Below are 13,884 nucleotides of genomic sequence, written 5' to 3'. Positions count from 1 at the left end.
TAGTCACACCGTAAGATAAAGCTTACGCCAGTGCAGCAAGACAGCCAGCAGGACCCAGAGCCCGGTATAAATCGCAATAAAGCCAAGCTGAGGGTTGGTACTCCAGGATTTCACCCAGTTATAAGAAAATTCAAAAACCGAGAGGGTATTCCCATTCATTTTCAGGATCATATGATGCATAACCGAGAATACCATCGAAGAACCAAAATACAGCAGGATCGCATTGCGGCCGATCGCCTCAAACACCCAGTAGACAGGTGCCCGGAGCTTGCTGATAACCGGGATCTGCGGGTCCCAGATCAAGTGGGCAAAGGCCAAAACAAGAATGGTGGCACCGGATGACAGCGTCACAAAGGACGGTGTCCAGAGTCGTTTGCCGATTGGGATAAAGTTGGACAGCAGCGGGGTAAGCAGCAGAAGAACACCAGCCAGAGCCAGGATTTTCAAGAAATTTCGGCTAATGTTTTTATTGTTCAAAAACAAACCTGCCGTATAACCGAAAAGCGTGCTGGTAATTGCGGAAAAAAGCGTACATATTCCTTCCGGATCATATCCGGCATCGCCGTGAACATAAAGATGGCTCTTTGTGAAAATAAACGGATCAATCATTCCGGATAAATTATGGTCCGGCGAAGGTAAACTGTCCGGAAAAGACTGGCTTGTATATAAGAGAATGCCAAGATAGGCAGCCAGAATAAGTAGTCCGGCGGTGAATGGCCAGAACCATTTCCCGGATACTCTGGCGATCAGAGCTGTCATAATTCCGGTAAAAGCCAGAACCTGAAGAACTCCGGTTAAGCGCAGCTCGGAAAGATGAAATTCCCAGGATACCAGGGAATTAAAAATCAGGCCAATGATAATTAGCACAAAAAACCTTCTAATTAGTCGTCCCCATGGCACATGTTTGCGGTAGGCAATCGCCATACTGGTTCCGGAAAGTGTCACAAAGGCTGGAAAAGCAAAGTCGATGGCGGTATAACCAAACCACGGAGCATGCGTAATATAGGCCCCGTAGAGAGGCCCTTCCGGAACAAAGGTGAGGAACAAAAGCAGTACGGACAGAGCCCGCGCAAAATCAAGGGCTTTAATCCGGTTCGTTATTCTTTTCATAGCGTTATCCTTTAATCGAAGTTTGTAATAATTTTTAATACATTTCTATTATATATTTACATGTCAATGATATTACTGGCTACCAAGTCCAGTGGGCTTCTAAAATTTTTTGGGCTAGGCCGAAATTGTAGCTCGTTGATAGGATACCGGTACTGTAGCGTCCAGCATCCGGGTTCCAGACGTAATAAGCATTCAGGGCGTTCTGATATTGGATCATGTTTTCCTGGGAGACGGATCTCGTTATATTTGCCGCCGGATAGAGATCCCAGAGCGGCCGGGAAATAATATAGCGGCACGAGGATATGAGGTTTTCATTCTGAAGCTCATGAAGTGCGGTACCTCCAGCTGCATGATCCGGGTGGGTATCGCCGGGGGACATCGCTTGATGAAGCGCTTGCGGATACTTAGCTTCAAAAGTCAGGATAATTTCGCGGACCGAGGCCGGAGTCACCTGACCATCTGGAAGGTCATAGACATAAATGTTATCCGTCTGGATGCCGAGGTATCTGGTTGATTCATAGAAATCCCGCACGCGCGCTTCTGTGAATTCAGCAGGCGTGATAGGTGGAAGGGCATATGCCGCGAGCCGGTCGTTAACTTCTTTAAATGCGCCGCTTGCTGCACCTTTGGTCAAAAGTACCAGGACGACAGGCTGATAGTGATTTTGCGCTTCCAGAACAGCAGCTCCCATGTTTAAAACCTCATCATCCGGATGCGGGACATAAAAGATAGCCGCCTGATCAGAAAATGACGAATCTGTTAAAGGTTCGGACGTGGTCGATGGATTGTCGGAAGGAGAACCTGATGAGTTAGATTGACCAGCTGTATCAGTGGCATCTCTGTCGGTATTGTCAGTCATGTCTGAAGTATCAGAGAGGGTATCGGAAGAATTGTCCGCTGAATTATCAGAAGAAACATCAAAATAATCCGTTGCCGAGGGGACCGAATTATTCTGGTTAGCTCCACTGTTTACTAGGGTCCACTTTACCCCGGCAAGCGTGATAAATATAAAGATGATCCATAACAGTATCCAATATTTTTTTTTCATCGGTCCTAAACCCATCCTGTTTTAGATAGATATTCAGCTACCTATTCTACATGTTCTTTCCCAAGCACTTTTTCGATAAAGACTTTGGCCAGATGAGGATCAAACTGGGTTCCGGCATTTCTCAGGATTTCTTCTGCAGCAGATCTCTCGTCCATAGCTTTTCGATAAGGCCGGCTGCTGGTCATCGCATTATAAGCATCGGCAATCGCCACGATTCTGGCTTCCAAAGGAATCTCTTCACCTTTCAGACCTTTGGGATATCCCTTCCCGTCCCATCGTTCATGATGAGCCAAGACGTAATCCGAGAGATGTGCATATTCATTCATTGTGCTGAGGATTTCATGGCCGAGCTCCGGATGACGCTTAATTTCCGCCATCTCAGAATCAGTCAGCTTGTCCGGTTTGTGAAGAATCCTGCTGTCGAGACTGACCTTGCCAATGTTTCTGATGAGTCCAATTATCTCAAGATTTTCAATGTTTTTCTCGCTCAATTCCAGGGTTTGACCGATTTCGGCACAAAACTCACTTACCTGAGCGGATTCTTTTTCTTCCATATCATTCTTATGGTACAGAGTTTCCATGATGATTTCGATTAAAGCATTAGCCGGTCTGTTTTTGGCTGTGCTCTTAGTTTTCTCTACAGCTTCCTTATAGACGAGAGCAATTTCATTTTCTTTCTTTTTTATTGTATCACAGCCGGTACATATGGGAAGGTCCAGCGCGTCTAATTTTTCTTTATTTACCAAGTCATTAATCCGGTTTACAAGAATATCGGCCTGTTTGGAGTTAGTCTTTGGCAGCAAGATCATAAATTCATTTTCACTGACTCTGGCAACAATATCGTCAACACGGCATTCCTGTTTAATAACTTCAGCGACTCTTTTGATTAGGTTGTCTCCTTCGGCATTGCCGAAGGCTTTCTTTACCTCGTCCAGGTAATCGACGTCAATGATGGCTAGAGAGATCGGTAGATTTCTTTCGGTATTCAGTCTTTTAAATTCTTCCTCAAAAAACTTACGGTTGTATAAGCCAGTAAGCGGATCGTGAAAGCTTAATGATTCAGTTTTGGCAAGTTTTTTGTTTTTTCTGGCCAGTTCTTTAAATACAAGTACGATACCCTGGATATGGTTTTCTTTATCCTTCACCGGTTTGGACTTACTCTTGACCGGACGCTTTTGACCCGTTTTAGAGAGCAAGACAGCATTTTTGGCAAATACAACATTTTTGCCTGTTTTAAGCACACTCAGCAGATTGTCGCCAAGTACTTCATGGGTATCTGCGTTCAAAAGCTGAAATACTTCGGTCAGCGGTTTGTGAAGCGCTTCTTCGTTCGTCCAGCCGGTAAGCAATTCGGCCTTCTGACTTAATAATTGTATATTGCCTTGTATATCCGTCAAGATAACAGCGTCACTGATCGATTCGAAAGTCGTTTCTAACCATCCCCGGTCTTGTTTCATATCCCTATTCTCCTTATATAAAACAAACTATAAGATGCAATAATCAAACGGGTAATTAATATATCGTCATATTTTTTCAAATATTTAGGAAAATTTTTGAAGATCATAGAGGAAGTAACATTTTAGTGCTGAATATACTTTAAGGAAAATAATTCAATATTCTAAGCAACGGATGATTCGGCGTATCCTTGGATTAAAAAACGACGTTAAGGAGGTTTTTTCTATGGATGGGATCAAGGACAAAATCGGCAAGCTGATCGATGAAGTCAAGGAGAAAACCACAGATTTTAAGGGCAAGGCAGAAGATACCTTCGAAGAAGTAAAGGAGAAAGCGGAAGCCCTCAAAGACAAGGCCGGTGAAGCCTATAAAGAAGTCAAGGAGAGGGCTGAGGTTCTGAAAACGAAGGAGGACTATATCATGGAAGTTGAACAAGCTTTCAGAATGCCTTTAATAGGGGACAAGGCGCCGTCTTTTAAAGCAGTGACGACACAGGGCAATATCAGTTTCCCGGAAGACTATTACGGCAAGTGGGTCATCCTTTTCTCTCATCCGGCAGATTTTACCCCGGTCTGTACAACTGAATTTATGACCTTTGCTACGATGGAAGAAGAATTCAAAGCGTTGAACACTTCGCTCGTCGGTTTGTCGGTCGATTCCCTTTATGCACATATCGCCTGGCTCAGAAAAATCCAGGAACTTGAATGGAACGGCATGAAAAATGTTGAAGTGAAGTTTCCGCTGATTGAGGATATCAAGATGGAAGTGGCTAAAAAATACGGGATGATCCAGCCCGGCCAGTCCACGACTCAGGCGGTAAGAGCTGTCTTTGTGATTGATCCGAAGGGAACGATCCGGACAATCCAGTATTATCCGCTTTCCACCGGAAGAAACTTTGATGAAATAAAACGAATCATTATCGCGCTGCAAAAAGCAGATGCGGACCAGGTTGCGACGCCTGCGAACTGGCGACCGGGACAGGATGTCATCGTACCTACGGCCGGTTCCTGCGGTACCGCAAAAGAGAGAATGGAGAATCAGACGGAAGATCAATATTGTCTGGACTGGTTCCTCTGTTTCAGACGCGAAAAAAGTAAATGATGAAGGCCTTGCAGCCACCGGAAAAGACGGGAAAACATAGTTCTTGGCCGGTGGTGGATGATATAAAATTTTTTTGGAGGTCTCCAATGAAAGTTACGAAAGCCGTAATACCTGCAGCAGGTCTTGGAACGAGATTTCTGCCTGCAACGAAGTCCTTGCCGAAAGAGATGCTGCCGATTGTTGATAAGCCGACGATTCAATACATTGTAGATGAAGCTATAGCCTCAGGTATCAAAGATATTTTAATTATTACTGGCAGGGGCAAGTGGCCCATCGTCGACTACTATGACCGTTCACCTGAGCTTGAAGCTCATCTAAAAAAGAACGGCCAGCTTGACCTGCTTGAGAAAATAAAGAATCTTTCTTATATGGCAAATATCCATTATATCCGCCAGAACGAACCACTTGGCCTCGGACATGCCATTTATTGCGCAAAGTCATTTGTAGGACAGGAACCGTTTGCAGTTCTTCTAGGTGATGATATTATTAAATCGGAAACACCGGCAACCCAACAACTCATGGATATAGCCGAAAAGACTTCTTCCAGTGTGATCGGGATTCAGGAAGTACCAGAGAGTGAAGTTAACAAATATGGGATTATTGATCCGTTGGACCACCAGGGCAACATCTGGCGCGTGAAAAATCTTGTGGAAAAACCAATTCCGACCAAAGCTCCTTCCAGATTGGCTATCATGGGCAGATATATCATTAATCCTACCATATTCAAATACTTAGAAAGTATTAAAGTAGGAGCGGGAGGAGAAATTCAACTTACTGATGCGTTGAAAGCACAAAGCAGGGATGAACAGCTCTATGCCTGCCTGTTTGAGGGTAAACGCTACGATGCAGGCGACAAATTGGGTTACCTAAAGGCTACAGTAGAGTTTGCGTTGGAGTCGCCAAATCTTGGAACAAAATTTGCGGAATACCTTGACGAACTATATCTTAACAGAAATAAAATAACGCAAAGAAAAACTAAGAAAAGAGGCAGCTCCGCTGCTTCCTAAGAGCCAACGGAGAAGAAGTAAGATTCAGGCCAATAAAAAGCCCTAAAAAGGATGCAAAGAAATTTTCTTTACATCCTTTTCATATAGCTTCAATAAATAAAATATCATGGAACCTGGTTGGGATTTATGGAGGTTTTGGTTGGTACTGTCAATAAAGGTGTAGTCTTTATTTATTCAGCTCAATTTAAATTCATTAGTTTTTTTATTCAGTTACTATACTGCGACCGGTGTCGAAGTCTGAAGTGCAGCACTATTGGTTACAAGTGTCTGATGATTGATCAGCTTGTCAACAGTTTCGACTAAATCTTCCAGGTCAAAGGGCTTACTTAGCAAACCCTGGAATTGATCCTGATCAGGTAAATTTTCTGCGTTAGGGATTGAAGCCGTGATAATGACTGCAGGAATACTGCAAAGCCTTTTGTCATTGCGCATTTTCTGGATAAGATCTCTGCCATCCATTTCTCTCATAATCAAATCAGTAAGGACTAAATCAGGAATAAAACCGGTGTACATCAGGTACAGACCTTCCATGGCGCTTTTCCGCACTTCAACCTGATGCCCTTCATCGGTTAACACGGTTTGAATAACCATTCCAATAACGGGGTTATCTTCAACGACCAATATTTTATTCATGTGTCAATCCTCCAATTAAATATGGATTAGGACTATTTTCAGTATAACACTGGGGTAGAGCGAATAGTGTCGAGTCGTGTTTCCTTAATCAGACTTACATGGAAAAAATAGTGTAATATCTGGAAGGAAATCATCAATTCTGGTCGAATTTGCTTATGTACAGATTGGATAGGCAAAGGAGGACCATGACCGTGTCCGAGTGGATTGAGGCAGTCGAAATGTTCAAGTCGGAACGCTGGAACATTTTTTTGCAATGTATCGGAGCAGGTTTGCATTTGGAATTGATGATTGTATCTGAAAATGATACGTTATTAACGAAAAGGCCTGAGTCTTGCTCCATTTGTCATCAGACATATGAAGCGTTCAGCTGGCAAATTGTTCGCTGGCCATTGAATGATGGTTTCTTTCTGGATGCAGTGGAGTGCTCTTCCTGCCGGCAGGAAAAATCAAATTTTTCTGTGACTGATCGGGCGCGTTTAGCTGCGGATATGCTCAGCAGCTTCCAGAATGCGCTGGCCGGATTTAGCGGAGAGATGCGAACTGTTGAATTATCTGCTTTGCGTAAATTGAACCATACTGTAATATCGCTTTGTCACGGAGAAGAAAGCGTTCAGGATCAATTGCTTGAGCTTATTTTAAATGCTCTGATTATCCTGCTTGATGCAGAGGGGAGCTGGCTGGAGTATACGGACGCAGGATTCTCTGCCTTAATGATCAAAGGTGATGAGCATGCGGTAGAGGCTGCCCGTTTAAACAGATATTCTTTTGAAACAATGGTCTTTGAAATCAAGCAAGGTAATTTACACGGAGAGTTAGGCGTTTTACAGCCTCGTGATTTCAGTCGGGCGGAATTTCTGCTCCCTCTAATGGCAGAAGAATGTATCATTGCTTTTGATGGGGTTTGTTTATGCCGACTGCTCAAGAAACAGCTGGATGTACTTTTGGGTGCGGTTGGCAGTGCAGTTGTTATGATTGACCGTCATTATCGAATTATCTATGCCAACAGACAAGCAGAGCAATTGATGAATGGTGCAAATGTTGACCTGCTCGGAAGCCCGATCGCTGATTGGCCGGGACCGTGGCTGGGTTATATCCGTTCCAATACCATTATCCCTGTTGGCGGACAAATGGATTCTTTCCCGACTAAGTACAGTGATTCCGACATTTGCCGCGTTGACTGGCAAGTATCTCCGCTGCTGGAAGAAACAACAGTCAGAGGCTGGTTGCTGCTGCTTGAGGATCGGACGGATTATTACCGCTGGCAAGAGAGTGCCCGTCAGGCTGAACGTTTTGAGGCGACTGCAAAGATGGTGGGCGTCCTGGCGCATGAGCTACGTAATCCAATCAGTGCGGCAAGCGGACTTCTACAGCTCATGGGCCGCAAGAAAGATCCTGAACTGACACGCAATTATAAAGACCTGGTTTTGAGGGAACTTGACAGGGTCACCCGTTTATTAAATGAATTTTTATTACTTGGAAAACCATCCAACATTGAAGCTGAACCGATTGACCCAGTTGCTTTTCTCCAGGAACTTATGCCATTGTTTCAAGGAGAAGCCATGGGTACAAAGTCGGATATTATTTTGGAAACAAGAAAGGTTTCACCGGTGGCAGCTGATCCAGGCCAATTAACGCAGGTCATGCTAAATTTGGTACGAAATGCAGTCCAGGCTGCAGACGCCGGGGGCAGAGTAATCATTTGGTTGGAAGAACGCGGCAATCAGGTTTGTATCGATGTCATGGATAACGGGCCGGGATTAACGCCGGAAGCCATTAAAAATTTATTCCGTCCGTTTTTTACCACGAAAGAAAGGGGAACCGGTCTCGGACTTCCAATTGTTCGGGCTATCGTACATAATCATGGCGGTGAAATTACGGCTTTTAACAGAGAAGATGGTGGCGCTGTCTTTTCAATGAGTTTCCCCCCGGCGGCAAACCAAAAAAACAGTGAGACTGACGTCCTGATTGCACTGGAAGATAATTTGTTTAATTATCCGTTGGAGCAGGCCCTTTTGAGCACTGGGGTAAAAGTAATAACGATTTCAGGCCTAAAAAGGGCGCTACAAGGCTCCGATGAAATGGGCTCCTTTGAAATTTATCCCAAAGTCGTTATTGCCGAATCACCGGATGGGGAGGGTGGCCCGAAGACGTCAGCATTAATTGCTGAATGCCGCAAACAATGGCCTGATTCCAGGATCTTGCTGCTTGTGACGTCAATGCAGCCGTCATTAATGGTTAAAGAAACGGATGAAACAATACAGTACAGAGGGAACCAGCAAGTAAGCTATTTGCAATATTCTGTTGATCTGACCGAATTGATCAGTACAGTTCAGCGTTTGTTAGAATATTGAAATAATATTCTTTGGCTGGCAAAGAGCGGTGAGGAACCGTTGTGCAAGACAGTATGTTTGATTATAATGGTTACAGAGAGGAGTGGTTCGATGGTTAACGAATTCAAACAGTTCATCATGAAAGGTAACGTTGTCGATTTGGCGGTAGCCGTAATTATTGGTGGTGCCTTCGGGAAGATTGTCACGTCTCTAGTTAATGATATACTGATGCCGGTTATCGGATTCTTGCTCGGAAGGATTAATTTCACCAATCTGAAAATTGTAATTACGGAAGCTACAGACGGTGTACCGGAAGCAGCGATCAGGTATGGCGCATTCATTCAATCGATTGTTGATTTTCTGATTATTTCACTGGCCATCTTCTTTATGCTGAAAGTGCTGATAAGATTCAGGACAAAGAAAGAAGAAGAGCCGCCCGCTCCCGAAGTAGTACCTCCTGAACCTTCCAAACAGGAAATCCTGCTTACGGAGATAAGGGATATCCTGAAATTCAGGTAATTTGATTTTAATATATATTGATTAACATTAGATAAAGCTGTGAACAACAAATAGAATGTTTAAGCGCATCTTTCCTATGGAGAAAGGTGCTTTCTTGTTGCATCATTTTTTTTCATTGTGCTTCAGTTCTAATTGAAATTTGAATATAGTATCCGATATTTCCATTGCTAGTCTTGATACCTTTAATCCTTCACGAAAACTTTGATATGGACGAGAGAATCTAAATGGCTTTGTTTGAGGACTTGAATCAGGTTATGAAGAATCGGGTATTTATGTTCGACAGCTTTTGTATAGGATTGAATCACCATGATGGCAGTATCAGCGTTCAATTCCTGCTGATAAGCAGATATTCCAACGAGCTGCATTTTGAGCAAGGCATAATTGACTGCCAACAGCAAGTAACAGTAATAAACTGAATTCCCATTCAAGTCATAAGGAAACAGCTTCATAAAAACGTAATTTAAAAGGTAGTTTTCCAGGATATAACCATGTTCAAGCATAAAAGGGGAGTAATACCTTTGATAGGCTTCTTCATAGCATTTACCAACTTGGGCATAACTTGTTGAATCATAAAAACGGATTCCTTCTAAAAATTTACTGAAGCAACGTAGATACCGGTCTGATTCAATTGAGGGAAGAATCACACGGATCGTAGGAGGTAGAAACAGGGAAATGCGTGAGGCCTGAGAAACAGAAATAGCTGTTATATCCTGCATTGCTGAAGCATCCGTAAAAAGAGCTGTGTAGCTCAAAATGAGATCTGGGATTCTATCAACATCAGGCGCTTTTTCCAGCCGATCAACCTCCTTCATAAAGGCCCCAAGAAAAACAACTCTGTCATCTAAATGGTATCTTCTATCTTTCAGGATACGCCAAGTGAATTCTCTAAGTTCAGATAGGTACTTTGTAGGTTTATTTTGGAATATCCTGTCATTGGTGTTCAAACAATTGTAAACAAAATTTCGGGTATCATTGGGTTCTTCAACTTCGATTAAATCCATTCCCTCAAGCTGCAGCAGAGCCAGACGTGCCGCTTCCGGACAAGCTAGAGTCGCTGATTTTTCCAGGACACCGTTGAAAATATTGGTGATACAGGGAAAGGAAGCGCAAATCTCGGATAAGTATTCTTCTCCTCTTCGGCATTGCAGGAAACACAATTTTTCTTCCGTGAGAAAAGGACAACGATAATCTTCGGTCGGATTGATGGTGATATAATCCTGTTTTGCTGACGAACTGCGGATGACATAAATATTTTCTTCAAATAACTTGCGGATGACGGGATCATCTTCCACCTTGTATTTGCTGAAGGTTTCCGAATCGATTCGGATGGTAAATCCTAAGCAGCAGGAATTCTCACAGGCTGAGGCAATACAGCTGAAGGTTTTCAGATAGGAAGGGGACAAAACATTTCTTTTTGCTTCGATCATGGCACACACCTCATCGTGGTTTATATTCATACCATTATCCTATGTGTCATATTCCAGGTTGAGACTGCACATAACAATTTGCTACAACATCAACATATAGCAAAGAATGATACAGATAATGAGAAGAAAATTACGCCAAAAAACTAGATAAACAGTTGGACGAGGTGTATACTTGAAATAATTTGGAAGAAACTCCAAATTTTTTCTGTGTATAGACAGAAATTCAGACGGAAAGAGGAGATAAACAAATTATCATGATTCAATTTTAAAAAGCATTATCTGTTGTTATCGCCATGATGTTATTCGTCGCAACGCTTTCAAGTGAAGCAGTAGCCTTGCCGACTACGCTTTACCAATCAAGCACCCTGCAAACAATTACTGCTGGGGTAACTTTGGAGCATATATCAAGATCACTGTAAACGGCTGGTTAAATATCAAATGCAGAACAAGCGCCTTTTGTCAAAGGTGCTTGTTCTGCATCAGAGAAACCAATCAGTTTGAGTCTACTTGTACTCGTATTATCTTTCTTTTTTGTTCTTGACCCGACGCATGGCCTGTTTCATTTCGCCTTTGCTGCCAAACATTTTTTTGATCTTCTCCTGTTCCAGCTGACGGAAATTCAGACCATCGTAATCAAGTTCTCTCTGCAGTTTCTGGTAGCTGTTTAGCCGGTCCTGCCGAAGCAACCCAGTTTCAATTGCTTTTTGTACCGCGCATCCGGGTTCCGTGGAGTGGGAACAATCTTTAAATCTGCATTTTTGGGCAAGTTCAGTGATTTCATCGAAGGCTTGGGAAAGATCACCGGATTCAATTTGCAGCTCCCGCATGCCGGGCGTGTCAATCACAAGGCCGCCATCCGGAAGCATCAGCAGCTGACGGCTGGTTGTTGTATGCCGTCCTCTGTCGTCATCCCTAACCTCCCGGGTTGCTAATAATTCCCGGCCCAGCAGGCGGTTAATCAAGGTCGATTTTCCGACACCGGAAGAACCAATAAATGCGACCGTTTTACCTTTGGTAATATAGGCTAAAATATCCTGGTAACCATTTTCTGTCATAATCGAACAGACCACGACATCTGTGCCGGCACTAACGTCTGCAATTATTTGCAGCTTCCTATCCAGATCAACACAGAGGTCTGCCTTGGTCAGAACAATCACAGGCGTTGCCATGCTGTTAAAAGCAATGGCAAGATAGCGTTCCAGCCGGCGCAGGTTGAAATCATCGTTCAGGGACATGCAGATAAACACAACATCAATATTGGCCGCGACAATCTGTACCGCAAGGGATGTGCCTGCGGCTTTTCGCTCAAAGGCACTTTGGCGGTGCAGCACCTGGTGAATGATCGCGTTGCCGGAATGGTCATCCAGGCGGTCAATCATGACCCAATCTCCGACAGCCGGAAAATCTGCAGTGTTCATCGCGTTGTACATAAATCTGCCGGATACCTCAGCCAGTATTTCACCACGTTCAGTGATGACCTGATAGAAATCCCGGTGCTGTTCAATCACTCTTGCCAAATACAAACCTTCAAATAAAGTGGCTTCTTGCGCAAAACAATCATGCAGCCCGTAGGCAGCTAATCGATTTTTATTCATGATTCCTCCAAAATTTTTAATCCAAATTATGAATGGGTAATCTACAAAATGGTCAGGAAAATCTTTTGGAGGGTTTCAAGGTTATTAAACCTGTTTGCCCTCCCGGCAGAGGACAAGGGGCTCGTGAACGTTGCGGGACATCATCATAAAAACATACTCCTTTAGTTTAAATTTGATTATGAAATACAGTATAATTATACCATAGCTGCCTAACCAGCGTATGGAGTACGTGAGAAGCGTTAAAAATACATACAGATAGGAGAACTCACTGTAATGCCTGATCTTGAAAATACGTCAAGTATGTCGGAACTACCGAACGTGGCCAACTGGAAGAAAGACACCATTTTGTTTATTACAAGCCAGACGCTCTCGCTTTTTGGGACATCGCTGGTCCAGTACGCGATAATGTGGTACATTACTTTAAACACGCAGTCTGGCGTGATGATGACGGTTTATATTATCTGCGGATTTTTGCCGACTTTTTTGCTTTCTCCGTTTGCCGGAGTCTGGGCTGACCGTTATAATCGAAAAAACCTGATCATGCTGTCAGACACGCTGATCGCATCAGTTACCCTTATTCTGGCCATTCTTTTTTTAATGGGCTACAAAACTGTCTGGCTTCTATTTGTGATGGCTGCCTTGCGTGCGTTTGGAACGGCGGTCCAGACGCCAGCTGTAGGTGCATTTTTACCTCAGCTCGTTCCGCAGGATAAGCTGACCAAAGTTAACGGCATCAACGGCAGTATTCAATCGCTGGTTATGCTGATATCACCGATGATCAGCGGAGCATTGTTGGTCATAGCTGCAATTGAAACCATCTTTTTTATTGATGTGGTCACAGCTGCCATTGCTGTGACGGTATTATTTGTATTCTTACGGGTGCAGGCCCATGCCAAAGCTTTGCAGAAACAAACCGTCAGTTATTTTGGTGATCTACGTGGAGGGATGCAGTATGTCCTAAATCATCCGTTTTTAAAAGTTTTCTTTTTATTTACAGCTGTTTTCTTTTTCCTGGCAGCACCTTCTGCGTTTTTAACTCCGCTACAGGTCACACGCAGTTTTGGTAATGATGTCTGGCGGCTGACTGCAATTGAAGTTGCATTTTCGCTTGGCATGGTTATCGGCGGACTCGGGATGGCATCGTGGGGAGGCCTCAAAAACCGGGTTAACACGATGACCTTGGCAGCGCTAATGATTGGCGTATGTACTTTCACGCTTGGGGTTGTTCCGGTTTTTTGGATTTATCTTCTTTTTATGTTCCTGATCGGGGTCGCCATGCCCATCTTCAATGTCCCGGCAATGGTTTTGCTGCAGGAAAAGGTAGAAGGGGATTTCCTGGGAAGGGTATTCGGTGTTCTGTCCATGATATCCAGTTCCATGATGCCGCTTGGCATGCTGGTATTTGGTCCTTTAGCTGATGTGATAAAAATTGAGTGGATGTTAATCGTAACCGGTATGCTGCTGTTTATTCAGGGATTTTTCCTGCTTGGAAATAAAACCCGAATTGAGCCGGAAAGACAAGAGCAATAGAAGATGGAAGAAATGAATTCTGTATTATTCTTTGTGTTTGCTTGTATATCAATGCAATATTTTATAGTATAATAGCAGTCGAAATTATGTCATTGACAAAAGCTTTCGATTTTAGACATTTTTAGATAT

Annotated in this window: 11 protein-coding genes; 5 read left to right on the top strand and 6 right to left on the bottom strand. The window is 43.5% G+C overall.

Annotated elements, in window-relative coordinates; genetic code table 11:
- Window positions 1–3 precede the first annotated feature (3 nt).
- The 3 genes from C1I38_RS11855 to C1I38_RS11845 all read right to left on the bottom strand — a co-directional run bounded on the left by C1I38_RS11855 (window position 4) and on the right by C1I38_RS11845 (window position 3,615).
- Entirely contained in the window at window positions 4–1,110 is a 1,107-nt protein-coding gene (locus tag C1I38_RS11855; protein WP_020491035.1) for a heparan-alpha-glucosaminide N-acetyltransferase domain-containing protein, read from the bottom strand.
- Between the two features lie 79 nt (window positions 1,111–1,189).
- Window positions 1,190–2,158, bottom strand: a complete 969-nt coding sequence (locus C1I38_RS11850; RefSeq protein ID WP_026156187.1) for a PIG-L family deacetylase — start codon at window positions 2,156–2,158, stop codon at window positions 1,190–1,192.
- A gap of 41 nt (window positions 2,159–2,199) precedes the next feature.
- Window positions 2,200–3,615, bottom strand: coding sequence for an HD-GYP domain-containing protein (locus C1I38_RS11845; protein WP_020491033.1), 1,416 nt, complete (start codon window positions 3,613–3,615; stop codon window positions 2,200–2,202).
- A gap of 223 nt (window positions 3,616–3,838) precedes the next feature.
- On the opposite strand from C1I38_RS11845, the gene C1I38_RS11840 reads away from it, so the two are divergent.
- Together C1I38_RS11840 and galU are read left to right on the top strand one after the other, a co-directional pair.
- A complete protein-coding gene (locus tag C1I38_RS11840) occupies window positions 3,839–4,714 on the top strand; it encodes a peroxiredoxin (RefSeq protein ID WP_348980854.1) in 876 nt (291 codons plus the stop codon).
- A gap of 86 nt (window positions 4,715–4,800) precedes the next feature.
- Window positions 4,801–5,721: a UTP--glucose-1-phosphate uridylyltransferase GalU gene (gene galU / locus C1I38_RS11835; RefSeq protein WP_034381963.1), complete on the top strand. Its 921-nt coding sequence runs from the start codon at window positions 4,801–4,803 to the stop codon at window positions 5,719–5,721.
- Between the two features lie 213 nt (window positions 5,722–5,934).
- Here galU and C1I38_RS11830 read toward each other — a convergent pair whose 3' ends face one another.
- Entirely contained in the window at window positions 5,935–6,354 is a 420-nt protein-coding gene (locus C1I38_RS11830) for a response regulator (RefSeq protein WP_020491030.1), read from the bottom strand.
- Window positions 6,355–6,539: 185 nt separating this feature from the next.
- Between C1I38_RS11830 and C1I38_RS11825 the strand changes: the two genes are divergently transcribed.
- Window positions 6,540–8,705: an ATP-binding protein gene (locus C1I38_RS11825; protein WP_020491029.1), complete on the top strand. Its 2,166-nt coding sequence runs from the start codon at window positions 6,540–6,542 to the stop codon at window positions 8,703–8,705.
- Window positions 8,706–8,795: 90 nt separating this feature from the next.
- Window positions 8,796–9,203: a large-conductance mechanosensitive channel protein MscL gene (mscL, locus tag C1I38_RS11820; protein ID WP_020491028.1), complete on the top strand. Its 408-nt coding sequence runs from the start codon at window positions 8,796–8,798 to the stop codon at window positions 9,201–9,203.
- A 182-nt stretch (window positions 9,204–9,385) separates the two neighbouring features.
- On the opposite strand, the gene fliB is transcribed toward mscL, so the two are convergent.
- Together fliB and rsgA are read right to left on the bottom strand one after the other, a co-directional pair.
- Window positions 9,386–10,630 (bottom strand): flagellin lysine-N-methylase, encoded by a 1,245-nt coding sequence (gene fliB, locus C1I38_RS11815; protein ID WP_026156184.1) that lies wholly within the window; start codon window positions 10,628–10,630, stop codon window positions 9,386–9,388.
- 518 nt (window positions 10,631–11,148) lie between these two features.
- Window positions 11,149–12,225, bottom strand: a complete 1,077-nt coding sequence (gene rsgA / locus C1I38_RS11805) for a ribosome small subunit-dependent GTPase A (protein WP_020491026.1) — start codon at window positions 12,223–12,225, stop codon at window positions 11,149–11,151.
- 273 nt (window positions 12,226–12,498) lie between these two features.
- Between rsgA and C1I38_RS11800 the strand changes: the two genes are divergently transcribed.
- Window positions 12,499–13,755: an MFS transporter gene (locus C1I38_RS11800; protein ID WP_131929750.1), complete on the top strand. Its 1,257-nt coding sequence runs from the start codon at window positions 12,499–12,501 to the stop codon at window positions 13,753–13,755.
- Window positions 13,756–13,884: the final 129 nt, after the last annotated feature.

Source organism: Dehalobacter sp. 12DCB1, assembly GCF_004343605.1.
Classification (GTDB): domain Bacteria; phylum Bacillota; class Desulfitobacteriia; order Desulfitobacteriales; family Syntrophobotulaceae; genus Dehalobacter.
This window is presented reverse-complemented; position numbering and strand designations above follow the sequence as displayed.